20 protein-coding genes are annotated in these 24,574 nt (G+C 67.3%); 5 read left to right on the forward strand and 15 right to left on the reverse strand.

Features of this window, described 5'->3' with window-relative positions:
• Window positions 1–22 precede the first annotated feature (22 nt).
• The 3 genes from G6N59_RS10365 to G6N59_RS10375 are packed head-to-tail and all read left to right on the forward strand — an operon-like array spanning window position 23 to window position 3,763.
• Window positions 23–334 (forward strand): sarcosine oxidase subunit delta, encoded by a 312-nt coding sequence (locus G6N59_RS10365; protein WP_138232112.1) that lies wholly within the window; start codon window positions 23–25, stop codon window positions 332–334.
• Entirely contained in the window at window positions 334–3,186 is a 2,853-nt protein-coding gene (locus G6N59_RS10370; protein ID WP_138232113.1) for a 2Fe-2S iron-sulfur cluster-binding protein, read from the forward strand. Before G6N59_RS10365 ends, G6N59_RS10370 begins: the two co-directional genes overlap by 1 nt.
• On the forward strand, window positions 3,179–3,763 hold the full coding sequence (locus G6N59_RS10375; protein ID WP_138232114.1) for a sarcosine oxidase subunit gamma: 585 nt from the start codon (window positions 3,179–3,181) through the stop codon (window positions 3,761–3,763). The genes G6N59_RS10370 and G6N59_RS10375 overlap by 8 nt, the downstream gene beginning before the upstream one ends.
• Before the next feature lie 165 nt (window positions 3,764–3,928).
• Here the strand turns inward: G6N59_RS10375 and G6N59_RS10380 are convergent, their stop codons facing one another.
• The 3 genes from G6N59_RS10380 to G6N59_RS10390 are packed head-to-tail and all read right to left on the reverse strand — an operon-like array spanning window position 3,929 to window position 7,727.
• Window positions 3,929–4,561 carry an MBL fold metallo-hydrolase gene (locus tag G6N59_RS10380; RefSeq protein WP_138232115.1) on the reverse strand — a complete coding sequence of 211 codons (633 nt, stop codon included), beginning with the start codon at window positions 4,559–4,561 and terminating at the stop codon, window positions 3,929–3,931.
• The gene (locus G6N59_RS10385) at window positions 4,558–5,643 is read right to left on the reverse strand and encodes an S-(hydroxymethyl)mycothiol dehydrogenase (RefSeq protein ID WP_138232116.1); all 1,086 of its coding nucleotides are present in this window, start codon (window positions 5,641–5,643) and stop codon (window positions 4,558–4,560) included. Before G6N59_RS10385 ends, G6N59_RS10380 begins: the two co-directional genes overlap by 4 nt.
• A 35-nt stretch (window positions 5,644–5,678) precedes the next feature.
• Window positions 5,679–7,727 (reverse strand): NADH:flavin oxidoreductase, encoded by a 2,049-nt coding sequence (locus G6N59_RS10390; RefSeq protein WP_138232117.1) that lies wholly within the window; start codon window positions 7,725–7,727, stop codon window positions 5,679–5,681.
• Window positions 7,728–7,890: 163 nt separating this feature from the next.
• Between G6N59_RS10390 and G6N59_RS10395 the strand changes: the two genes are divergently transcribed.
• Both G6N59_RS10395 and G6N59_RS10400 read left to right on the forward strand, forming a co-directional pair.
• On the forward strand, window positions 7,891–9,288 hold the full coding sequence (locus tag G6N59_RS10395) for an L-serine ammonia-lyase (protein ID WP_138232118.1): 1,398 nt from the start codon (window positions 7,891–7,893) through the stop codon (window positions 9,286–9,288).
• Window positions 9,289–9,315: 27 nt separating this feature from the next.
• Window positions 9,316–9,582 (forward strand): hypothetical protein, encoded by a 267-nt coding sequence (locus G6N59_RS10400; RefSeq protein WP_138232119.1) that lies wholly within the window; start codon window positions 9,316–9,318, stop codon window positions 9,580–9,582.
• Here the strand turns inward: G6N59_RS10400 and glmM are convergent.
• The 12 genes from glmM to eccCb all read right to left on the reverse strand — a co-directional run bounded on the left by glmM (window position 9,579) and on the right by eccCb (window position 24,546).
• A complete protein-coding gene (glmM, locus tag G6N59_RS10405) occupies window positions 9,579–10,916 on the reverse strand; it encodes a phosphoglucosamine mutase (protein ID WP_138232120.1) in 1,338 nt (445 codons plus the stop codon). The genes G6N59_RS10400 and glmM overlap by 4 nt on opposite strands.
• 88 nt (window positions 10,917–11,004) lie before the next feature.
• Window positions 11,005–11,484: a 30S ribosomal protein S9 gene (rpsI, locus tag G6N59_RS10410; protein WP_138232138.1), complete on the reverse strand. Its 480-nt coding sequence runs from the start codon at window positions 11,482–11,484 to the stop codon at window positions 11,005–11,007.
• Window positions 11,485–11,495: 11 nt separating this feature from the next.
• The gene (gene rplM / locus G6N59_RS10415; RefSeq protein ID WP_064859820.1) at window positions 11,496–11,939 is read right to left on the reverse strand and encodes a 50S ribosomal protein L13; all 444 of its coding nucleotides are present in this window, start codon (window positions 11,937–11,939) and stop codon (window positions 11,496–11,498) included.
• A gap of 246 nt (window positions 11,940–12,185) precedes the next feature.
• Window positions 12,186–12,956 carry an ethanolamine ammonia-lyase subunit EutC gene (gene eutC / locus G6N59_RS10420; protein ID WP_138232121.1) on the reverse strand — a complete coding sequence of 257 codons (771 nt, stop codon included), beginning with the start codon at window positions 12,954–12,956 and terminating at the stop codon, window positions 12,186–12,188.
• A 4-nt stretch (window positions 12,957–12,960) separates the two neighbouring features.
• On the reverse strand, window positions 12,961–14,370 hold the full coding sequence (locus G6N59_RS10425; RefSeq protein WP_138232122.1) for an ethanolamine ammonia-lyase subunit EutB: 1,410 nt from the start codon (window positions 14,368–14,370) through the stop codon (window positions 12,961–12,963).
• Window positions 14,367–15,812: an ethanolamine permease gene (gene eat, locus G6N59_RS10430; protein WP_179970296.1), complete on the reverse strand. Its 1,446-nt coding sequence runs from the start codon at window positions 15,810–15,812 to the stop codon at window positions 14,367–14,369. The genes G6N59_RS10425 and eat overlap by 4 nt, the downstream gene beginning before the upstream one ends.
• 234 nt (window positions 15,813–16,046) lie before the next feature.
• Window positions 16,047–17,570 (reverse strand): aldehyde dehydrogenase, encoded by a 1,524-nt coding sequence (adh, locus tag G6N59_RS10435; RefSeq protein WP_138232123.1) that lies wholly within the window; start codon window positions 17,568–17,570, stop codon window positions 16,047–16,049.
• 112 nt (window positions 17,571–17,682) lie between these two features.
• Entirely contained in the window at window positions 17,683–18,975 is a 1,293-nt protein-coding gene (locus G6N59_RS10440; RefSeq protein WP_138232124.1) for a GAF domain-containing protein, read from the reverse strand.
• Window positions 18,976–19,138: 163 nt separating this feature from the next.
• Window positions 19,139–19,435: a WXG100 family type VII secretion target gene (locus G6N59_RS10445; protein ID WP_138232125.1), complete on the reverse strand. Its 297-nt coding sequence runs from the start codon at window positions 19,433–19,435 to the stop codon at window positions 19,139–19,141.
• Between the two features lie 13 nt (window positions 19,436–19,448).
• On the reverse strand, window positions 19,449–19,772 hold the full coding sequence (locus G6N59_RS10450) for a WXG100 family type VII secretion target (protein ID WP_138232126.1): 324 nt from the start codon (window positions 19,770–19,772) through the stop codon (window positions 19,449–19,451).
• Between the two features lie 74 nt (window positions 19,773–19,846).
• Complete coding sequence (locus G6N59_RS10455; RefSeq protein WP_138232127.1) at window positions 19,847–21,001, reverse strand: type VII secretion-associated protein; 1,155 nt, start codon at window positions 20,999–21,001, stop codon at window positions 19,847–19,849.
• Window positions 20,998–24,546 (reverse strand): type VII secretion protein EccCb, encoded by a 3,549-nt coding sequence (eccCb, locus tag G6N59_RS10460; RefSeq protein WP_163911214.1) that lies wholly within the window; start codon window positions 24,544–24,546, stop codon window positions 20,998–21,000. Before eccCb ends, G6N59_RS10455 begins: the two co-directional genes overlap by 4 nt.
• Window positions 24,547–24,574: the final 28 nt, after the last annotated feature.

The following is a 24,574-nucleotide window of genomic DNA, read 5'->3' on the forward strand; positions in this document are numbered from 1 at the left end:
CCACCGAATCGCAGGAGTCACAATGCAACTCATCGACTGCCCGTGGTGCGGACCACGCGAGGAAACCGAATTCCACTACGGCGGCCAGGCACATGTCGCCTACCCCGAAGACCCCCAATCGCTCACCGACGAACAGTGGGCGCATTACGTGTTCTTCCGCGCCAACCCCAAAGGGCTGTTCGCCGAACGGTGGACCCACAGCGCCGGCTGCCGCCGCTGGTTCAACGCCATCCGCGACACGGCCACCTACCGATTCGACCGCGTTTACCGACTCGACGAGCAGAGGCCGGCGGCGGGACGGAGCGCAGTGACCGGGGATTCGAAGGAGCTCTGATGACCCCTCTATTTCGCACCGAGACCGGTGGCCGTATCGACCGAGATGCGGTGTACACCTTCACCTTCAATGACCGCGAGTACACCGGGCACGCCGGGGACACGCTGGCCTCCGCGCTGCTGGCGCACGGGGTGCACCACGTCACCTCCAGCATCAAGATGGGACGCCCCCGTGGCTTCACGTCGGCGTGGGCCGAGGACACCGGCGGCCTGGTGCAGATCGAGCATCCGTTCCCCGAGCCCATGCTGCTCGCCACCACCATTGAGCTCTACGACGGCCTCGTGGCACGGGGGATCCCGGGACAGGGCCGACTGGCCGAAGTCGCCGACACCGCCCGCTTCGACTCGACCCACGTGCACGCCGACGTCCTGGTCGCCGGTGCCGGTCCGGCGGGTCTGGCGGCCGCGCTGACGGCGGCACGCGCCGGCGCCCGAGTCGTGCTGATCGATGAGCAGAGCGAAGCCGGTGGCGCGCTCTTGGGCAGCACGGACACCATCGCGGGGCAGCCCGCGTTGCAGTGGGTCTCCGACGCCGTCGCCGAACTCGCCGCCTACCCCGAGGTGCTGCATCTGCAGCGCACGACGGCATTCGGCCACTACGACGACGGATTTGTCCTTGCGCTGCAACGGCGTACGGACCACCTCGGCACGGATGCCCCCGCCGGGGTCAGCCGCCAGCGCGTGTGGCGGATCCGGGCCCGGCACATCATCGTCGCCGCCGGGGCGCACGAACGTCCGGTGGTGTTCACCGACAATGACCGCCCCGGCATCATGCTCGCGGGCGGCGCCCGCACCTTCCTCCACCGCTACGGCGTCAAGGTCGGCGCACAGGCCGTGGTGTTCACGACCAACGACAGCGCCTATCAAGCAGCGCTGGACCTGCACGACGCCGGCGTGACAATCACCGCGATCGCCGATGCGCGCAGTGAGGTGGCCTCGGATCTGCGCGCCGAGTGCGCCTCGCGGGGCATCGAACTCCGGACCGCGTCGGTCGTCAGCGGCACCCAGGGTGAGAACCGGGTCAGTGCCGCGATGGTCACCGGTGCCGACGGCGAATCCGAGTCGCTGCCTTGCGATCTGCTCCTGGTCAGCGGCGGCTGGAATCCCGCGGTGCACCTGTTCAGTCAGGTTCGCGGCCCGCTGCGGTACGACGACGGCATCGGCGCCTTCGTGCCGGGCGCAGAGCTCGATGAGGTGAGTGTCGCCGGTTCGGCGGCAGGGACATTCGACCTACCCGGCTGCCTGCGCGACGGTCGCACCGCCGCGGCACGCGCCCTGGCGACTCGCGGATTCCCCGCCTCGGCCGAACCGCTTGCCGGAGAGTCGGATTCGATTCGCACCGCCGGCGCTCCCCTGGTGCTGTGGCGGGTTTCCGGCGCCGACGGTGCGGCCACACAGTTTGTCGACGTCCAGCGCGATGCCACGGTGGCAGACCTGGTCCGCGCCGTCGGCGCCGGGATGCGTTCGATGGAACATATCAAGCGCTACACCACGATCGGCACCGCGCACGATCAGGGCAAGACCTCAGGCGTCGTCGCCTCGGGTATCACCGCCGAGCTACTCGATGTCCCGGTGGCGGATCTGGGCGTCACCACGTTCCGCCCGCCGTATACGCCGGTGGCGTTCGCCGCACTGGCCGGCCGCAGCCGTGGGCGCATGTTCGACCCGGAACGCGTTACCGCGGTGCATGATTGGCATGCCGCCCGCGGTGCTGTCTTCGAGGATGTCGGCCAGTGGAAGCGTCCCCGTTACTACCCGCTGCCCGGCGAAGACATGGAAACCGCGGTATTGCGCGAATGTGCAGCTGCGCGGACAAGTGTCGGCATTCTCGATGGCTCGACGCTGGGCAAGATCGACGTTCAGGGTCCCGATGCCGGCGAACTGCTCGACCTGCTCTACACAAACCTGATGAGCACGCTCAAGGTCGGCATGCTGCGGTACGGCGTCATGTGTGGTGTGGATGGCATGGTCATCGACGACGGCACTGTCATGCGCCTGGCCGACGACCGCTTCCAGGTGTTCACCACCACGGGCGGCGCGGCCCGGATCCTGGACTGGATGGAGGAATGGCTGCAGACCGAGTGGCCGCATCTGCGCGTGCGACTCACCTCCGTCACCGAACAGTGGCACACCTTCCCGGTGGTCGGCCCACGCTCGCGGGATGTCATCGGCACAGTATTCCCCGGCGTCGACGTCAGCAATGAGGCGTTCCCGTTCATGGCCTGGCGGGACACCCAACTCGATGGGGTCCACGTCCGGATCGGCCGGGTAAGCTTCTCCGGCGAGCTCGCCTATGAGGTCAACGTCATGGGCTGGTACGCAACCGCGTTGTGGGAGCGGCTGATTGCCGCCGGCGAGCCTTTCGGCATCACCCCGTACGGCACCGAGACCATGCACGTACTGCGGGCGGAGAAGGGCTACCCCATCATCGGGCAGGACACCGACGGCACCGTCACACCGCAGGACCTCGGGATGAACTGGGTGGTGTCGAAGAAGAAGCCCGATTTCGTCGGGAAGCGGTCATTCACTCGTGCGGAGAACCTGAATCCACTGCGCAAGCAGTTCGTCGGACTCCTTCCGGTCGATGCGCGGACCGTGCTGCCCGAAGGCGCTCAGATCATCGAGACACCCGCCGATGGCGCGTTGCCGCCGCCACCGGTTCCCATGCTCGGACATGTCACGTCGAGCTACCGCAGCGCCGAACTCGGGCGCCCGTTCGCGCTGGCATTGGTCAAGGGCGGCCACGCCCGCATCGGAGACACCCTCACCGTTCCGGTGGACGGCGCCCTGGTTGCCGTCGAGGTCACCGGTTCCGTTCTCGTCGATCCCGAAGGAGCACGCCGCGATGGCTGAAACCCTCACTCGCCGTAGCCCGTTGCAGGGTTGGTCCACCCAGTTCGCAGCGACTCCACCGGCGGCGACCCTCACTGAAGAGCCGTTCGTCACGATGGTCGACCTGTGGGTCGACCCGGCCGGAGCCGGCGGCGCCGAAGCCGCCCGGCTCCTCGGCCTGACCTCGTTGCCGACGACGCCGGGCACATATGTCGCCGGCCCGGATTCAACGGTGATCTGGTTCGGTCCGCAGGAGTGGCTGGTCACTTCGACGCAGCGCGGCGGAGAGGCACTCGAGGCGGAACTGCACGAGGCGATCGCCGCGACCGGCGGTGCTGCCGTCGACGTGTCGGCCCAGCGAACCACGGTGCGCCTGCGCGGAGCGCACGCCCGCGACGTGCTGGCCAAAGGGTGTTCGCTGGATCTGCATCCGCGCGTGTTCGGTCCCGGTGCCGCGGCTCAGACCGTGCTGGCGTTGGCTGCCGTCGTGCTGATTCCGTTGGATGACAAGGGAACCGACTACCGGATCATCGTCCGCTCGTCGTTCGCCGGCTATCTGGCCGACTGGCTGATCGATGCCGCCATGGAATACCACTAGGGCATACGGCCGAACGTGAGCTTGCGTTCGAAGTTTCGCAGGATCTTCGAAGGCAAGCTCACGTTCGTCCAGCAACAAACAAGTGTGCGGCGGCAACTCATCAGAGTTGCCGCCGCACAGTGCTATTGAACGTCAGTGGCCAGGCTGGATGGGTCACCTCCGTAGTCAGTGGCCGCGTGCGATCCACTCCGCCAGGTGCGGGGCCTCGGCACCGACAGTGGTGTGATCGCCGTGGCCGGTATGCACCCGCGTCTCTTCCGGCAGCGTCAGGATCGAATCCCGGATGGAGTCGATGATCGTCGGGAAATCGCTGTAGGACCGCCCGGTCGCGCCGGGCCCGCCGTTGAACAGGGTGTCTCCGGAGAACAGCGCACCGGCCTCGGGCAGGTACAAGCAGACCGACCCCGGCGAGTGCCCGGGGGTGTGGATGACCTCGATCTCGGTGCCCGCGACGCCGATCCGCCGGCCGGCGTCGAGATTCCAGTACTTTTCGTCCGGATGGCTTGCCTTCCAGAGTATGTCGTCGCCGGGATGCAGCAGAATCGGAGCGTGCAACTCGTGGGCCAGCTCCGGGGCGACGGTCACGTGGTCGTTGTGTCCGTGGGTCACGACCACCGCCACGACGTTGCGGCCGGCGACGGCGTCGACGATCTGGGGCGCAGTGTGGGCGGCATCGACGATGACGACCTCGGAGTCGTCGCCGACCACCCACACGTTGTTGTCGACGTCCCACGTCCCGCCGTCGAGGCTGAAGGTGCCCGACGTGACGACGCGGTCGATGCGGAGCTGTCCACTCACAGCACCACCACCGAACGCAGCACATTGCCTGCGTGCATGGTGTGGAACGCGTCCTCGACCTCGTCGAGTTTGATCCGTTCGGAGACGAAGCGCTCCAACGGGATTCGGCCCTGCTGGTAGAGGTCGACGAGCATCGGGAAATCACGCTCGGGAAGGCAGTCGCCGTACCACGACGACTTCAGCGACCCGCCGCGGGAGAAGAAGTCGACGAGTGGCATCTCCAGCGTCATATCCGGGGTGGGCACGCCGACCAGGACGACGGTGCCGGCCAGGTCGCGGGCATAGAAAGCCTGCTTCCACGTTTCCGGACGCCCGACCGCATCGATCACGACGTCGGCGCCGAACCCACCGGTGAGCTCTTGCACCGCTTCGACGGTGTCTGTTTCAGCGGCGTTGACGGTGTGGGTGGCGCCGAGTTCCTTGGCCCACTCCAGCTTCCGGGGGTCCCGGTCCACCGCGATGATCTTGCCCGCGCCGGCCAGCCGGGAACCCATGATGGCGGCGTCGCCGACGCCACCGCAGCCGATCACGGCCACCGAGTCGCCACGGGATACGTTGCCGGTGTTGACCGCTGCACCCAGCCCAGCCATCACGCCACAGCCCAGCAGACCGACTACCGCCGGGTCGGCACTGGCGTCGACCTTGGTGCACTGCCCGGCGTGGACCAGCGTCTTGTCGGCGAACGCGCCGATGCCCAGCGCGGGGGTCAGCTCGGTACCGTCCTCCAGCGTCATCTTCTGGGTGGCGTTGAAGGTATCGAAGCAGTACTGCGGACGACCGCGCTTGCACGCCCGGCACTGACCACACACCGCGCGCCAGTTGAGGATCACGAAGTCGCCGACCTCCACCGATTCAACACCGGGCCCGACCTCTTCGACGACGCCGGCGGCCTCGTGGCCGAGCAGGAACGGGTACTCGTCGTTGATGCCGCCCTCGCAGTAGGTCAGGTCGGTGTGGCAGACACCGCACGCCTGGATGTTCACCACCACCTCACCTGGGCCAGGGTCCGGAATCACGATGGTGGTGACTTCGACCGGTGCTCCCTTGGAGCGGGTGATGACACCTCGAACTTGTTGCGGCATAGGGATACTCTTTGTCTGTCAGGGGATGTTTGTGATCAGAGAACCAAGCAGAGCCGGAACGCGTCGTAGATCGCGGCGTGGATGTTGCGACTGGCGACGGCGTCACCGATCCGGAAAAGCTGGTAGCCGCCGCTGGCGTTGCGCACGACCTCCTGCGGTTGCAGGTTGAGCAGAGCCTGCTGGTCGACCTCGCCGAGGTTGGTGGAACCGGGGACCAGCCCGAAGTACAACTCATCCGACGGCAGCGTGCCGTGTTCGACGACGACGTGGTCGACCATGCGCTGCCGCGTGGCGTGCGCATATTCGTTGTAGAGGTCCACTTCGAGCCGGCCGTCCTTGCGGCGCACCGCGGTCAGCCGCTCATTGAGCGTGACGTGAACGTCGTGCTCGGCGAACACCTTGAAGTAGCCCGGGTAATTCACCCCGCCGACATCGGGCGCCAATGTCCGCTCCGGAGTGACGAATTCGACGGCGACGCCGCTGCGGGCCAGCACCTCGGCGGCATCCAGTCCGGGGTGGCCACCATTGTCGTCGTAGAGCATGACCGCGCCGCGCGGATGCACCGCGCCACACAACACATCCCAACCATCGGTGACCAGATTGGCTCCCTCAGTGAGGAATTCGGTGTTCGGAACACCGCCGGTGGCGACCACCACGATCTCGGGGTTCTCCGCCAGCACCTCGTCGACGTCGACGTAGCGGTTGGTCCGGATGTCGACGCCGAGCAGCTTGCACTCGTCCAGCCGCCACTCGATGATACTGATCAGATCACGCCGGCGCGGTGACGACGCCGCGATCCGGACCTGACCGCCGGCCGCGTCGGCAGCCTCGAAAACGACGACGCGGTGACCGCGCTCGCCGAGCACCCGGGCGGCCTCCAGTCCGGCCGGGCCGGCCCCGATGACCACCGCCGTCCGCGCCGGCCCGGTCGCCTTGGACACGCGATGTGGCAGCCGGTCTTCGCGTCCGGTGGACGGGTTGTGCACGCACTTGGCGTCGCGGTTCTGGTAGATCTCGTCGAGGCAGTAGGTCGCGCCGACACAGGGACGAATCCGATCCTCTTCGCCCGCTTGTATTTTCGCGACGATGTGCGGATCGGCGATGTGCGCACGAGTCATACCGACGAGGTCGAGGAGACCATCCCGGATCGCATGACGGGCAGTGGCCACGTCATTGATCCGGGCCGCGTGCATGACCGGGATCCCGAGTTCCTTCTTGACCTGCCCGGCGAACGACAGGTGCGGCGCGACCGGCGTACCCATCGGCGGGATCACGCGCGAGAGCGCCTCGTCGCTGGCCATGTAGCCCTTTATCACGCTGATGAAATCGATACCCTCGGGCACCAGGCGTTTGGCGATCTCGATGCCGTCGTCGTAGCGCAGGCCACCCGGCAGGTCCTCATCGAGTGACATCCGGATGCCGACCGCGAAGTCCGGTCCGGCGGCCTCGCGCACTGCGCGAATCACCCTCAGCGGGAAGCGAAGTCGATCCTCCATGCTCCCCATGCCGTACTCGTCGTCGCGATGGTTGGTCAGAGGCGACCAGAACGCGTCGAGCAGATGGGTATAGGCCTCGAGTTCGATGCCGTCCAGGCCGGCCGCGCGGCACCGCGCGGTGGCATCGGCGTATGCCTTGACGATGCGGTCCATATCCCACTCCTCTGCCACCTTGGGGAAGGACCGGTGGGCGGGCTCACGGATCGCCGATGGGTACACGACCGGCAGCCAGTCGCCGTCGTAATTACTGGTGCGGCGGCCCAGGTGGGTGATCTGGCACATCACCATGGCGCCATGCTCATGGACGCCATAGGCGAGCTCGCTCAGCCAGGGCACGATCTCGTCCTTGTAGACGTGCAGATTGCCGAAGGCAGAAGGGCTGTCGGGCGCGACGACGGCCGAGCCGCCCATCATGGTCAGCGAGATGCCGCCTTTGGCCTTCTCCTCGTGGTAGAGCCGGTAGCGGCGCTTGGGCATGCCGTCCTCGGTGTAGGACGGCTCGTGCGACGTACTCACCACGCGATTGCGCAGGGTCATGTTCTTCAGCCGGAAAGGCTGCAGGAGCGGATCGATGAGCTGATGCGCCATGGACGAGTCCGTTTCTTTCTGATGGTTCGCACGTGGTTGACACGTCGTCTTCAACCCCACAAGTAGCCCTTGACCAGGTACAAATGCTGAACTACCGTATGGCGATAACTAATATATCACTCGTCTATCAACCCGTCTACGGACTTCGAAAGGGGAGATTCCGGTGACCATCAGCGTGTTCGACCTGTTCTCCGTCGGCATCGGTCCGTCGAGTTCTCACACCGTCGGACCGATGCGGGCAGCTGCCCGATTCGTCGACGATCTGCACACCATCGGCGCCTTCGGAGGCGCCGATGGTGTGGCGAACGTCCGCGTCGATCTCTATGGCTCACTGGCCGCGACCGGCGCCGGCCACGGCACCATGACAGCGATCCTGCTCGGCCTCGAAGGCAACCACCCCGAGGAGATCCGGACCGACACCATGGAACGGCGCGTCGAGGAGATGCGCGCCAGCGGCCGCATCATGCTCGGCGGGTTGCGTGCAATTGCGCTCACCGAGTCCGACATGGTCTTGCGCCCGTTGACCGTGCTGCCGTTCCACCCCAACGGCATGACGCTGACCGCGCTCGATGCCCACGAGGCCGAGTTGCACAAGCAGACCTACTTCTCCGTCGGCGGTGGTTTCGTCGTCACCGAGGCCGAAAGCCTGGAACCCGGCACGCGGACCGCCACGACCCAGGCGCTGTCGTTCAACTCCGCCAAGGAGATGGTGGAACTCTGCCGCCAGCGTGATTGCAGCATCAGCGATCTCATGCTGGCCGTCGAATGCGAAACCCGATCCGCCGATGTGGTCCGGGCGCGACTGCTGCACATCCGCGATGTGATGGTCGAGTGCGAAGTGCGCGGCATCGCGCGCGACGGCTACCTGCCCGGACCCATGCGCGTGCGCCGCCGCGCCAGAGACTGGTTCGAGCGCCTCAATGCCGAGGACTGGAACAAGCAACCCGAGTTCGCCGAGGACTGGGTGAATCTCGTCGCGCTGGCGGTCAACGAGGAGAACGCATCCGGCGGCCGGGTCGTCACCGCGCCCACCAACGGCGCCGCCGGCATCGTGCCCGCCGTGATGCACTACGCCGCGCACTACACCCGGGCTGGCCGCCGCGATCCCGACGGCACCGCGGTGCGGTTCCTGCTGACCGCAGGAGCCATCGGTTCGCTTTACAAAGAGCGGGCGTCCATTTCCGGCGCCGAAGTCGGCTGCCAGGGCGAGGTCGGGTCGGCCGCATCGATGGCTGCGGGCGCACTCGCCGAAATCCTCGGTGGCACAACGGAGCAGGTCGAAAACGCCGCCGAGATCGCGATGGAGCACAGCCTCGGCCTCACCTGCGATCCCATCCACGGGCTCGTCCAGGTTCCGTGCATCGAGCGCAACGCGATCTCGGCGGGCAAGGCCATCAACGCGGCGCGAATGGCACTCCGCGGCGACGGAGCTCACTACGTCTCGCTGGATCAGGTGATCGAGACCATGCGAACCACCGGCGCGGACATGCTGTCGAAGTACAAGGAAACCTCCACCGGCGGCCTCGCGGTCAATGTGCCGGTGAACTATGTCGAATGCTGAATCTCGTTGCAGGAGAGGGAGACAACGATGCACCTAGATTGGTACGACCGCGGAATCCTCACCTTTGTGCTGGGCTGCGCAACGGGTGCGGAACCATCCAACGACGCTTCCCTGGCACACTTCGGGATCAGCACACCTCGGGTGATGCGTCGATTCGACGCCGTCCTCGACGCCATCAGATCACACCAATTCCCGCTCGATGACGCCGACCTCACGCTGGTACACCAGGCCGCCGATCATCGCGCCCACATGCCGCGCACCGGGTGTGCCCGTACTCCCGCCGAAATACGCTAGGGCTGGTCGCTGACGGATTCGGCCACCCGGAACGCCACCATCCTCGCGGTGTCCTCGTCAGCGGCCTCCACCATGACCCGGACCACCTGCTCGGTTCCGGAGGGCCGCAACAGGATTCGGCCCGTGTCGCCGAGTTCGGCTTCGGCTTCGGCGACCGCGGTCTGCACCGCCGGAGCCTGCGCCACCGTGGTCTTGTCGGCCACCTCGACGTTGATCAGCACCTGCGGCAACGTCTTCATGGGCGCACAGAGCTGAGCCAGGGCCTCCCCCGTTTGCGCCATGCGCGACATCAGCCGCAGACCGGTGACGATGCCGTCGCCGGTGGTTCCCAACTCGGGCATCACGATGTGGCCGGACTGCTCACCGCCGAGCGAGAAACTTCCCGCCCGCAGTTCCTCGAGCACGTACCGGTCGCCGACGCCGGTGGTGCGTACCTCGATACCGGCCTCGCGCATGGCCAGGTGCAGACCGAGGTTGCTCATCACGGTGGCCACCAACGTGTTCGACACCAGTTCACCGGCGTCGCGCATCGCCAGTGCCAGCACGACCATGATGGCGTCACCGTCGACGAGTGCGCCCGACGCATCGACGGCCAGACAGCGGTCGGCGTCGCCGTCATGGGCAAGACCGAGGTCGGCGCCGTGGTCGATGACGGCCCGCTGCAGCTGCGCCATGTGGGTGGAACCGCAGCCGTCGTTGATGTTGAGGCCAGTCGGTTCGGCGTTGATCGCGATGACGGTCGCGCCCGCGGCCCGGTACGCCTGCGGCGCAGCGACCGAGGCGGCGCCATTGGCGCCGTCGACGACAACCGTCAGCCCTGCCAACGGCGCAACGGCGGCCTTGGCGGCGTGGGTCAGATAGCGCTCGAGCGCGTCGGGGGCGTCCACCACGCGGCCGATACCGGCGCCTGTGGGGCGGGTGCCCGGACCGGCAGCGACCAGTTCGGCGATGCGGTCCTCGGTGTCGTCGTCCAGCTTGTGCCCGCCGGCGCCGAAAATCTTGATGCCGTTGTCCGGCATGGGGTTGTGCGAGGCGGAGATCATCACGCCGAGCTGCGCGTCATAAGAGGCGGTGAGGTAGGCCACCGCGGGAGTCGGCAGCACGCCGACCCGCAGCACGTCGACGCCCTCGCTGGTGATGCCGGCGATGACCGCGGCCTCCAGCATCTCGCCACTGGCCCGGGGATCGCGTCCGACCACCGCGACACAACGGCCGGCTCCTGAGGTCGAGCACAGCCGACGGGCGGCAGCTGAGCCCAGCGCCAGCGCCAACTCCGCGGTCAGATCACGATTTGCGACGCCACGGACGCCATCGGTGCCGAACAGCCGACTCATGGACCTTCTTTCTCCCAGCGATGCCCTCATGAAACGCCGAAGGCGGGCGTGTCCAGACTGCGACACGCCCGCCCACGAGCAGAAACGATCAGCGCTTGCTGTACTGAGGCGCCTTGCGGGCCTTCTTGAGGCCGTACTTCTTGCGCTCGATGGCACGCGGGTCACGGGTCAGGAACCCGGCCTTCTTCAGTGCCGGACGATCCTCGGGCTGAACCAGGATCAACGCACGGGCGATGGCCAGACGCAGCGCGCCGGCCTGACCCGAGGGGCCGCCACCGTCGAGGTGGGCGTAGATGTCCACCGTGTCGACGCGGTCGACGGTCACCAGCGGGGCCTTGATCAGCTGCTGGTGCACCTTGTTCGGGAAGTAGTCCTCGAGGCTGCGGCCGTCCAGGTTGAACTTGCCGGTGCCGGGCACCAGGCGAACGCGGACGACGGCTTCCTTGCGGCGGCCGACGGTCTGGATCGGACGGTCGATGTACACGGGCTCGCGGGGGGCCGACTCTTCGGCCGCCTCGAACTCGGGCGCTTCGATTACTTCTTCGGTCACTTCGGTCACTTCAGTCACGTCAACTTCAGTCACTGGGCCACCTGCTTGATCTCGAAAGGAATCGGCTGCTGAGCGGCGTGCGGATGATCAGGACCCGCGTACACCTTCAGCTTCTTCTGCACCTGGCGCGACAGCTTGTTGTGCGGGAGCATGCCGACGATCGCGTTCTCAACGGTGCGGGTCGGGTGCTTCACCAGCTGTTCGCCGATGGAGCGCTTGCTCAGACCGCCCGGGAAACCCGAGTGACGGTAAGCAAACTTGTCGGTGAGCTTCTTGCCCGACAGGGCAATCTTCTCGGCGTTGATGATGATGACGAAGTCACCCTCATCGGAGTTGGGCGTGAACGTCGGCTTGTGCTTGCCGCGGAGCAGCTTGGCTGCTTCCACGGCGAGCCGGCCGAGCACCACGTCTTGGGCGTCGATGACGTACCACTTACGCGTGGTGTCACCCGCCTTCGGCGTGAATGTAGGCACAGCTATACCTCTTCTTCTCGGGTTGAGTCCCGGTGCTATCCGGGTGCCGGTCAAGTGCGCGACCTGGTATTTCCCGGCGACCGACGGTGACCCGGGAACCACTGGCCTGACGGCCTGCAGCGCACCAACGTGGGAGCTTACCCGCGGGCGTCACCGCAGGTCAAAACGCGGGTTGATGCCGCGAAGGTGAGCTTGTGTACCAATATCGGCTGATTCGTGGCACACGAGCTCAGGCTCGGCGAGACCTCAGGTGAGCTCGGCGGCGCCGGGCGCTTCCAGCGAGGTATCGCGAGAGGTGTCTTTCAGGTCGACGCCGGACCGGCCCAACGCGCGGGCACCCGCCACCAGACCGGCCGCGACCTTGGCCGCCTCGAGGTAACCGAGGCCCTCGGGCGGGTGGATGTTGGAGATGCAGTTGCGGTCCGCATCGGTGCGTCCCGGCATGGGCAGGTGCGTCAGATAGATCCCGAGGCTGTCGGCGACCGACAGGCCCGGCCGCTCCCCGATGATGACGAGCAGCGTCCGCACCTTCGCCGCCGCACCGATGTGGTCCCCGAGGGCGACGCGCGCCTGGGTGGCGATCACCGGTGGCGCCAGTGTGTAGTCGTCACGCAACGCGGCCACCAGTTCGGCGAGCAGCGCCGGGCCGTGTTTGGCCAGTGCGTAGGGCGAAAGCCCGTCTGCCAGCACAAAGCCGATGTCGGCCGGGGTTTCCGGGACGTCCATGGGCGCGGCCGGCAGCCGGCCCAGGTCGGGTCGGCGCAGGTACTCACTGCGGGACTCGGCCTGGCTGCGGACCACGGCCGGTTCACCGATGCCGACCTGGCGCACGCGGGCGACCATGTCGTCGACGTCGAGTGGCTCGTGCACGGCGTCGCGAGCGGCGGCGTGGGCCGCGGACAGTTCGAGCACCTCGCGGGTGGGCAACGCATTGCCGGCGCGGCCCAGCCCGATGCGGGCCTGGGTGGTCTTGCGGAGCTCGTCCCAGAATTCCTGGATTGCCACGTCTTCGGTCATTCGTCTATCCCGCCGCAGTGAGCGCACGCAGCGCCGAGCGCTGCAGATCGAAATTGGTGAGCTTGCCGGCGTCGTCGGTCATCCCGACCTTCTTGAGCCAGGCCTCGAACTCGGGAGCCGGCCGCAGCCCGAGGGTGCGACGGACCGCCACGACGTCGTGGAAGGACAGGCTCTGATAGCCGAGCATGACGTCGTCAGCGCCGGGCACCGTGATGACGAACGCGCAACCCGCGGCGGCCAGCAGCGTGAGCAGGGTGTCCATGTCGTTCTGGTCGGCTTCGGCGTGGTTGGTGTAGCAGACGTCGACGCCCATCGGCAGGCCGAGCAGCTTGCCGCAGAAGTGGTCTTCGAGCCCGGCCCGGATGATCTGCCGGCCGTCGTAGAGGTACTCCGGACCGATGAAGCCGACGACGGTGTTGACCAGCAGCGGGTCCAGGGCACGGGCGACGCCGTAGGCGCGCGCTTCCAGGGTCTGCTGATCGACGGGCCGGCCGCCGGTGCCCAGATGCGCACCGGAGCTCAGTGCCGAGCCCTGCCCGGTCTCCAGGTACATGACGTTGTTGCCGACGGTCCCCCGGTTCAGCGAGCGTCCGGCCTCGTTGCCTTCGCGCAGAAGTGCCATGTCGACGCCGAAGGCCTTGTTGGCGCCTTCGGTTCCGGCGACGGACTGGAACACCAGGTCCACCGGAGCGCCGACCTCGATGAGGCCGATGGTCGTGGTGATGTGGGACAGCACGCAGGACTGCGCCGGGATGTCGTAGCGGCTGCGGATGTTGTCCAGCAGGTGCAACAGGTCGGCCGTGGCCTGCGGTGAATCGGTGGCGGGGTTGATGCCGATGACGGCGTCGCCGCAACCCATCAGGAGTCCGTCGAGCACGGCGGCAGCGATGCCGCGCGGGTCGTCGGTCGGGTGGTTGGGTTGCAGCCGCGTGGCCAGGGTGCCCGGCAGCCCGATGGTGCTGCGGAAGGCCGCGTGTACCTGGGTGGCCGCGGTGACGGCGATCAGGTCCTGGTTCCGCATGATCTTCGAGACCGCTGCCGCCATCTCCGGCGTGATGCCGGGTGCGACCGCGGCGATCCGGGTGGCGGCGTCGTCGCCGGCCACCGCGTCCAGCAGCCAGTCCCGGAAGGCGCCCACGGTGAGGTGGGAGATTTCCGAAAACGCTTGCTGGTCATGGGAATCCATGATCAGGCGGGTGACCTCGTCGGTCTCGTAGGGCACCACCGCGTCATTGAGGAAGGTGTCCAGCGGAAGCTCGGCCAATGCCCATGCCGCGGCGGCCCGCTCGGCGTCGTTGTGGGCCGCGCACCCGGCGAGTTCATCACCGGAGCGCAGCGGCGTGGCCTTGGCCATCAAGTCCACAAGCCCGTCGAAGGCGTAATTCACCCCCGAAACCCGCTGGTGGTACTTCATTTCAGCTCATCCTCGGCTTCTGCGAGCATCGCGAACTCTTCATCAGGAGAGTTTGCCACCAAACGGTGCCGACTGTAGACCGCGAAGTAGAGCATGAAGGCGCAGAACACCACCAGGCACAGGCCCGCCGCGACCGGGTTCACCAAGAAGGTCGCGATGACCGCGACGACGGCGACGACGAGGGCGAACGACGTGGTCGCGATGCCGCCCGGGGTGCGGTAGGGCCGCGGCATGTTCGGCTCGCGACGGCGGAGCACGATGTGGCTGACCATCATCAGGACGTAGCTCACCGCGGCACCGAACACGGCCATGTTCAGCAGCAGGTCGCCCTTGCCGGTCAGCGACAACAGGAAGCCGATGACGCCGGGGACGATGAGCGCCAGCGTCGGCGCCTTGCGGGAGTTGGTCACCGAAAGCTGGGTCGGCAGGTAGCCCGCCCGGGACAGCGCGAACAGCTGGCGCGAGTAGGCGTAGATGATCGAGAAGAAGCTTGCGATGAGGCCGGCCAGGCCGATGTAGTTGACGAGCTTGGCACCGACACCGGAACCGAGCGCCTCGACGAGCGGGTTGCCCGAGGCCGACATCTGTTGCGCCCCACCGACACCCGTGGTGAGGAACAGCACGACGGCACAGGTGACCAGCAGGACCGTCATCGCCGCGATGATGCCGCGCGGAACGTTCTTCTCCGGGTTGGCGGTTTCCTCGGCGGCCAGCGGCACGCCTTCGATCGCGAGGAAGAACCAGATGGCGAACGGGATGGCGGCCCAGATACCGAGGTAGCCGTGCGGCAGGATCGCGGACGATCCCGCCGCGCTGCTGTCGACGGCGATGGTGCTCAGGTTGGCGACGTCGAACTGCCCGATGGCACAGATCGCGAAGATCACCAGGCCCAGCAGCGCGATGGCGGTGATCACGAACATCACCTTGAGCGCCTCACCGACACCGGACAGGTGAATGCCGATGAAGAATGCGTAGGCGGCGAGATAGACCCACCAGCCGTTGTGAATCCCGAAGAGTCCCAACGATTCCACGTAGGCACCGATGAATGTCGCGATGGCGGCCGGCGCGATCGAGTATTCGATCAGGATCGCGGTGCCGGTGGCGAACCCGCCCCAGGGGCCCAGCGCTCGGCGGGCGAAGGTGTAACCGCCGCCGGCGGCAGGCAGCGCCGAGGACAGCTCGGCCATACCCAGCACCAGGGCCAGGTACATGCCGGCGATGATCACGGCCGCGATGGCGAGGCCACCGAAACCGCCTTGCGCCAGACCGAAATTCCAGCCGGAGTAGTCCCCGGACACGACATAGCTGACGCCCAGGCCGGCGAGCAGCAGCCAGCCGGCCGTGCCCTTCTTCAGCTGACGTTTCGCCAGGTATTCGTTGCTCTCGACGTGCTCTTCGACGCCGTGAGCGGAGTGCTCACTGGGTGGGTTGATGATGGACACTGCAGGACTCCTGAAAATGGGATGGCTGATGCCGCGCGAGCGAGCGCAGCGACGGGGAGTTGAGAACAGCGGCCTGCTCCAACAGTCGTCTGGTGCCGGCCTTGATCATTTGTCGCCGAACGCTTTTGGACAGCGTCGACCGAGAATGGAAGCGAGCGCCCGCGCATTCGGGGGTTACGCGGGCGCTCGCGGTTCGTGGGAGCTACGCGCTTCGTTTCCTGGCGCGAGCGCTCATCAGAAGAAGCCCTGGGCCTTCGTCGAGTACGAGACGAGCAGGTTCTTCGTCTGCTGGTAGTGGTCCAGCATCATCTTGTGGTTCTCCCGGCCGATGCCGGACTGCTTGTAGCCGCCGAACGCGGCGTGCGCGGGGTACATGTGGTAGCAATTGGTCCACACGCGGCCGGCCTTGATGTCCCGGCCCGCCCGGTAGGCGACGTTGCCGTTGCGCGACCAGACTCCGGCACCCAGGCCGTACAGGGTGTTGTTGGCGATGGAGATGGCGTCGTCGTAGTCCTTGAACGAGGTCACCGACAGCACCGGTCCGAAGATCTCCTCCTGGAAGATCCGCATGCCGTTATTGCCGGAGAAGACCGTCGGCGTCACGTAGTAGCCGCCGTTGAGGTCGCCGCCGAGCTCGGCCCGCTCGCCACCGGTGATCAGTTGCGCGCCTTCGGATTTTCCGATCTCGATGTAGGACAGGATCTTCTCCAGCTGGTCGTTGGAGGCCTGCGCACCGATCATGGTCTCGGTGTCCAGCGGGTCGCCCTGGCGGACGGCCTTGGTGCGGATGGCGGCCAGCGCCAGGAACTCGTCGAAGATGTCGGCCTGGATCAGGCTGCGCGACGGGCAGGTGCAGACCTCACCCTGGTTCAGCGCGAACATCGTGAAGCCTTCGAGCGCCTTGTCCTGGAAGTCGTCCTCGGCGGCCATGACGTCGTTGAAGAAGATGTTCGGGCTCTTGCCGCCCAGCTCCAGGGTGACCGGGATCAGGTTCTGGCTGGCGTACTGCATGATCAGCCGGCCCGTGGTGGTCTCACCGGTGAAGGCGATCTTCGCGATGCGGTTGCTCGACGCCAGCGGCTTGCCGGCCTCGACACCAAAACCGTTGACCACGTTGACCACACCCGGCGGCAGCAGGTCTCCGATGAGCGAGAACAGGAACATGATCGAGGCCGGGGTCTGCTCGGCGGGCTTGAGCACGATGGCGTTGCCCGCGGCCAGCGCAGGGGCCAGCTTCCAGACGGCCATCAGGATCGGAAAGTTCCACGGAATGATCTGGCCGACGACGCCGAGGGGCTCGTGGAAGTGGTAGGCGACGGTGTCGTCGTCGATCTCGGAGATCGAGCCCTCCTGGGCGCGCAGCACGCCCGCGAAGTAGCGGAAGTGGTCGACGGCCAGCGGGATGTCGGCGTTCAGGGTCTCGCGGACCGGCTTGCCGTTGTCCCAGGACTCGGCGACGGCGATGGCCTCGAGGTTCTGCTCCATGCGGTCGGCGATCAGGTTGAGCACCCGGGCCCGCGCGGCCGGCGCGGTCTTGCCCCAGGCGGGGGCGGCGGCGTGTGCGGCATCCAGCGCCTTCTCGATGTCGGATTCGTCCGAGCGGGCAATCTCGATGAACACCTCACCCGTCACCGGGGTACGGTTCTCGAAGTAGCGTCCGGCAGCCGGTGCCACCCATTCGCCGCCGATGAAGTTGTCGTAGCGGGCCGGGTAGGTCATCACCGAACCCTCGGCACCGGGACGCGCGTAAACAGTCATGGGTTCACTCCTCGCAGTGGGTCAAACACAAATGTGCTGCTGGTCACTCACGGTACGCAAAAGTGGGTTGCAACACAGTTGCATCATTCGATGCGGCGGAGCCGGGACCCGATCAGCCGAGGTCGGCGTCGAGTCCCGCCAGGTGTCCGACGGCCTGCGCCCGCACCACGGCGTCGGCCGACGGGTGGTTGCGCAGCAACTGCCAGCCGTGCCGGTCGTCGCGGCCGTCGGGCAGCGCCAGCCACCGGCGCAAAAGACCGACCTGTCCCGCCGCGGACGCCGACAGCACCGCGGTGCGCAGACTCTCCCCCAGCTCGGTGCGCAACCGGGCGATGGCCGGCGACACCGACTGCGGCAGCAGCGCACCCGAGTAGTGGGACAGGGCGGTGTCGACGTCACCGCGGTGCAACGCGGCGAAGACGTCGGCGACATCGCTCTCGATGGAGGTGAGCAGCCGGTACGGGCGCGACGCCAGATACTGCGCACCGATGACCCGACGCAGCCGGGACATCTCGACCCGGATGGTCACCGCGTCGAGGTCGTTGTCGTCCAACAACATTGCGAGATGGTCGGCGCTCAGGCCCTCGGGATGGCGGCTCAGCAGGACCAGGATGTCGGCATGCCGCCCGCTGAGCGTGTGTTGGTGGGGTTGCCCGTCGTCGCCGGTGGCGACCCAGCGCGGACGGTCGCCGCCCAGCACCGTCAGGCGCGGCTCCGCCGCCGCGACGGAGGCCGGTTGCAGCAGCCGTTGCAGGGCCAGATGATTCTCGATCGCCATCACCGTGGCGCGCACCAGGCTCAGGGTCTGCGCGGAGGCGATCTGACTGCCGCCGGTCAGGTCGACGCAGCCGATGAGCTCGCCTGTCGTCGGATCGTGCACCGGCACCGCCGTGCAGGTCCACGGCTGCACCAGGCGGGCGAAATGCTCCGAGCCGTGGATCTGCAGTTCGCGGTCCAGGGCCAGCGCGGTGCCCGGGGCGTTGGTGCCGGCGCTGTGCTCGCTCCAGTTGGCGCCCGGCACGAAGTTCATGGCCTCGCCCTTGCCGAGGGCCGTCTTGTCGCCCTCCACCCACAGCAGGGTCCCGTCGGCCGCGGCCACCGCCACCATGACGCCGCTGTCCCTGGCATCTTCGACCAGCAGCTTGCGGATCACCGGCAACGCGGCCGCGATCGGTTGTTCGGCACGGAGCTGGTCCAGGGTCTTCGGCACGACGGGCGTGTACTGGGCACCGCCGAGGTCCGGGTCCACCCCGGTGGCCAGGCTCCGGCGCCAGCTGTCGGCGATGATGGGCCGGACCGCCGACGGATCGAGGTGCTGCGCGTCGATTTCACCGGTGACGAACCGCTGGTGTACCGCGCGCAGCGTGAAGCCGGCCGGCGACCCCTCGGTGCGGCTGGTTCCCACGACACTCACACTCCTCGCAGGTCGGATACACACCTGCGTCGCCGCCAGGGTAGTCGACCTGGGTGTTCCAGGACACAAGTTGGGTCCTGGACCGCGACGATGACTGTGTGGTCCCGCCCCCGGCTCTCCTCCAGGGGCAGGACCACACAGGGCTTTCGGTGGGCTAGAAAACCCAGTCGCCGGCGGCGCGACGGTCGGTCGCCGCGACGTCGTCGGCACCGTCGCGGACCGCGTTGCCGAGGCTGTGCAGGATCTCGTTGAGGGCGGCCGCCGACTGGTTCCATCTGGCCTGCTCGGCCTGGAACGCCTCGGCCGCCTCGCGCGTCCACGACTGCTGCAGTGGCGCGACCAGGTGCCGGAGTTCTTCCAATGACGTGTTCATCCGCGCCGACGTGGCATGGATTTGTTGGCGGACGGTGAATTCGATCTCGCCGAAGTGGTAGGACAGTGCCGATTGCATATGCCTGGTCCCGTCAGATCGTGTGGCCGGTGGCGCCGATGCGCTGGGCGTGGGCGTCGGCAGCCTGGCTCAGTACTGCGGCATTGGACCGGATGGTCTCGGCGATGCGCTGAAGCGAGGCATGCAGTTTCATCGACTCGCCGTTCCACCGGTTGACCACGTCCTGGAATCGGGTTGCCGCGACGCCACCCCACACCGTCGGCGGGATGGCCGTCATCTGGCCGATGAAGTTGCCGAGCATGGCCCGGATCTCCTCGTTGCGGACCTCCACCTTCCCCGCGATGCCCGTCATCAGGTCGAAATCCGTAGTGAGAGTGCCACTTTCCGGAGCTGTCATGATTTCCTCTCCATTGGGTTTGACTGTATAGACGTTCCCGGCGGGCGTTCGGTTCCATTGCCGCCCAAGTTTTTTCAATCGGTTCGGTGTGCGGAACGGATCGCGGTCTCACAGATCGGTCGGGCCGAGGCGCCCTGGCATCCGACGGCGATGCGCACGGGGCCGTCGAGCAGTACCGACCACTCGACGATCCGTTCGCCCCGCACCTCGCGGTACCGGATGGCCGCGCGACCGGCACTGGTACCGGAGTCCTCGAAATCGACGATGACGCCGGCAGGCAATCTCGCCGCCGCCTCCCGCAGCGACCGCGCCGCCACGTCCAGCGACTGCTCGCGCGGACCCGCCGATTGGGTGAGGTGGATGATCTGGCCGCGGTCGTCGGGTGAAACTATCTGCAGCCGAGCTGATCCCGCGCCCGTGAGCGTCCGCTCTACTGTCCAGCGTGCCGGGATCTGCATCGCGACGCGGCCCTCCACGAGCCACGTGAGGTCCGGATCCGTGGTGGTGGTGGCGGTGGTGGCGGTGTTGGTGGTGGCCGTCGCGGCGGGACCGTCACGGCTGGACAGGCCCGCTCCCACCGCACCGACGACCGCAACGACCGCCGCGGCGCCAATCGCGATGCGACCGCGTGCTGATCGGGGCGCGGCTGGTGTCGGTATCTCATGGTCGCGCAGGTCGTCGCAATCAAGAACACGTGCGGTGACACCGTGATCCTGCAGCAGCGCTCGGATTTCGGCGGCCAGGTGCTCGGCGCCGGACACCCCGACCGGCGCGTCGATCACCACATGCGCGTGCGCCGCGACTCGGGCAACGACGGCTTCCGCGATGGCGCCGCCGGTTCTTCGCACGACGGACGAGGCCGCTCCCGGCCGGGAGATCGTCACCAGGTCCTCCCCCAGTTCGACCACCGCGCAATCGGGTTCGCGGGCGGCCGCCCGCAGTGCGTCGGTCCTACGCTCGATGGCGACGTACGACCCGCCGGCTTGCGCGGCGGATCGCACGCGGTTGACCCTCGTCGCTGACCACCATGTCGGGCACACCACCGTGACCGCTGGTGCGGCACCGATGGCCGCGCTCATCACATCGCGCCAGATGCGTTCGGCGGGCATGACTGTCGTTTCGAGTAGACCCAGCTGCTCGTCGATGCACTCCAGCGCGCACGAAACCAGCTCGGCGTCAACGCTTCCCGGACCGCTGATGGTCGCCGGGCCGACCACCACAGCCGTCATGGCGGGTCGGTCCAGCCGATCTGGACCAGCTGATCGGGCTGACCGCGGCGCACCACGATGGCCCGGCCGGGCGGCAACGTCATCGGCCGCGCGGTGCCGAGTAGCGGCCCTTCTTCGGGACTGGTGCTCATGACGATGCCCACGGCACCGAGGTCCCGCATACGAGACAGCAGCGGGTCGAACATCGCGCGCGCCGCACCGCCGGAGCGGCGCGCGACCACCAGGTGCAGCCCGATATCCGCTGCGTGTGGCAGCAGATCGAGCAACGGGTGCAACGGATTTCCCGCGGCACCCGCGACGAGGTCGTAATCATCGACGATGACGTGGATGTCGGGGCCAGACCACCAGGACCGGTCGCGGAGTTGCTGTTGTGTGACGCCGGGCCCCGGCAGCCGGGAGGTGAGCAGCGACAGTGCCTCGGTGAGTTCCGCCGCGGTGGTGACGGCCGACATCGCATAGCCGCACAGATGGGCCTCCTGCACCACACCCAGCGACGTCCGTCGGAAGTCGACGATCAGCAAGCGAGCCCGATGGGGATCGGTCTGCCCGATGATCGCGCGGCACAAGGTCCGCAGCACGGACGTCTTCCCACTACCCGCATCGCCGAACACGACAAGATACGGATCACGGCCGAGATCCAGTGCGAACGGTTGAAGTTCCTCCTCCGAAACACCGATGACGTACCGCGGCGGTGGTTCCGCATCGGCCGTCGAGACCAGTTCGGCGTAATCCACGTGCTGCGGCAGCAGTTGGATCATGGGCGCGGGTGGCGAGGAAAGTGTCGCGAACCGATCGAGCTGCGGCAGCGCGACCACGAACTCCTTGCCATCCTTGGTGAGGCCACGGCCGGGCGGGCACGTGGTAAGCAATTGGGCACGGCGACGGTCCATCTCGGACTCCGTCGGGTCACCGAGCCTCAACTCGATCCGGGTGCCGATGTGGTCTTTCAGCATGGGCCGTAGCTCAGCCCACCGATTGGCGGTGAGCACCACGTGGACACCGACCGACAGCCCTTGCGCCACCATCGCGGTGATGGTGTCCTCGAGTGCGTCGAACTCGCGGCGCAACACAGCCCAGCCGTCGACCGCCAGCACGACCTCGCCGTAGTCGTCCGGAAAGGGCACCTGCGGTCCGTGCTGCTGCCGGAAGTCCTGGCGGCGGCGGCACAGGGCCAGCAGTTGAGACACGATGCGCCGCACCAATTCCGGTTCGTTCCGGCCGGCGACAGTGCCGACGGACGGATGCCGTCGCAACGCTGTCAGAGCTCCGTCACCCAGATCCAGGCCGTAGACGCTGAGCCGTGGTGTTGATGCGGTCAGACCGAGCAACAACGTCTGCAGTGCCACCGACTTTCCTGAGCGCGGGCCGCCGACGACAGCCACATGCCCACCGGAACCGTTGAGGTCGACGACCAGCTGGTCGCGGCGCTGTTGGAAGGGGTTGTCCACCAACCCGATCGGTGACCGCAGCGGACCGGTGTCCGAACGGGCCACCAGCAACTCGGACAATGCGGGTGAACCGGCCAGGGGCGGCAGCCAGACCGGATGGGCTTTCGCGCCGAGACCGGCCAGCCGGCGCAAGGTGGTGTCCATGAGGGTCGGACCGGCCGGCTGCTCCGGCAGCGCCGCCGGGACACCGACGGTGAACCGGCTCGGCACCGGATCATCGCGCCCGCTCGTCGGAGCGGGTCCCGAGACGTATTCGGTGTGAAATCGCACCAACTTTCCGTCTGGGGTCCGCAGCAATCCGGCGCCCGGGGTTCCCGGCAACTCATGAGCGTCGGTGACCCCGATGACCGCCCGGGACTCTGCCGCCGAGAAGGTCTTGAGGCACACCCGGTAGGACAGGTGCGTGTCCAATCCGCGTAGGCGGCCTTCGTCCAGTCGCTGGCTGGCCAGGAGCAGATGAATCCCCAGCGACCGGCCGAGGCGCCCGATGGCGACGAACAGCTCCGCGAAATCCGGGTGCTGGCTCAGCAGTTCGGAGAACTCGTCGACCACAATGAACAGGGCGGGCAGCGGTGGCAGGTCGGCACCGGCCGCGCGGGCCCGGCGGTAATCGCCGATACCCGAAAAGTTCCCGGCCGCCCGCAACAGCCCTTGGCGACGGGTTAGCTCGCCGGCGAGGGCGTCGTGCATCCGGGCGACCAGATGAGCTTCTTGCGCCAGATTGGTGATGACGGCGGCGACGTGATTGGCGCTTTCGAAGCCGAGAAATGTTGCGCCACCTTTGAAGTCGACGAGGATCAAGTTCAGCTCGTCCGGCGAGTGTGCGCTGATCAGACCCAACGTCAGAGTGCGCAAGAACTCCGATTTTCCGGAGCCCGTTGCACCGATGCACAAGCCGTGCGGCCCCATGCCGTGCTCGGCCGGTTCTTTGAGGTCCAGTTCGACCGGCGCGCCGGTGTCATCGGTGCCGATCGGCACGCGCAAGCGATATCGCCCCGGCCGGTCCGGCCACCGGGGCACCCAATCCCGTTGTCGCCGTGCCACGTCCGTACTGCCGGCCGGGCGATAGCGCGCCAGCCTCCGCGCGCACGTCTGCGCTTGGGTGGCGGTGAGGGTATCGGCGACCGAGCCCGGCGGCAGGGCCGACGCCGAACCCGGCTGACCGACCACCAGCAGCGTCACCCCGGCCGTGTCCTCGAACCCAGCCACGGCCACGGCGTCCGTGAGCACGACCAGATGGCATCCGGCGATGGCGGACACCGACCCGACCTCGGCGAAGCGCAGCGGCGGACCGCCGATGGCACCCGAACGGTAATGGTGCGGTAGCCATTTCAGCCAGTCCCACGCCGTCGATCCGGTGACCGCCGCGATCTTCACCTCATCAGGTCCATGCCACGACGCAAGCTGACACACCATGGCGCGGACCACTCCTCGGGGATCGTCGCCGCCGAGGCCAATGCGCCGAAACTGATTCACGACGACGGTCACGGGAACCTCGGGCACACTGGCGGCGGTCCGCAGCAACCGGTCGAGCGCCGAGGTCGTCAGCGGGTCGGTCGCACCGTCACCGGCGGCCGGCGACGGGACCAGCGGGGTGCACAGCGGACGCTCGCCGAGCCCCACGCGAACCTCGGTGAAATCGTCGTCGCGCCAACGCCGTTGCCACATCCGCTCGGTGCCGGCGAGGGTCCACAGCGCGTCCGGCGGCGGATGGTTCTGATGCAGCCAGCGGTGCTGTTCGGCCGCGGTTCGGCCCGCGCACTCACCGATCGCGTCGAGGTACACCAGGTATTCCCGGCGGTCGGCGTCGATCTCCCCCGCTCGGCGCACACCGTGCGACCCGAGGACGGTGCTGCCGACCAGCGACAGCACCATCATGGCCGGGAAGAGCAGGAACATCGGGTTCCGGCCCGTCACCGAACCGGAACGGAAGTAGAACACCAGCATCCCCGCCATCGCCAACAGCATCAGTACCGGCGCGACGCGGGTGGCGACGTTGCCGGCCGCCAATCGCGGCACCGGTGGTGCCGCACGGACCGCGATGTCTCCCTCAGCCGGTGGGGCTGCCGGAGATCGCTCGACTCTGGTGAATTCCATCGAACTATCTGACGTACCCGGACAGCGT

The organism is Mycolicibacterium aubagnense (assembly GCF_010730955.1).
Classification (GTDB): Bacteria; Actinomycetota; Actinomycetes; order Mycobacteriales; family Mycobacteriaceae; genus Mycobacterium; species Mycobacterium aubagnense.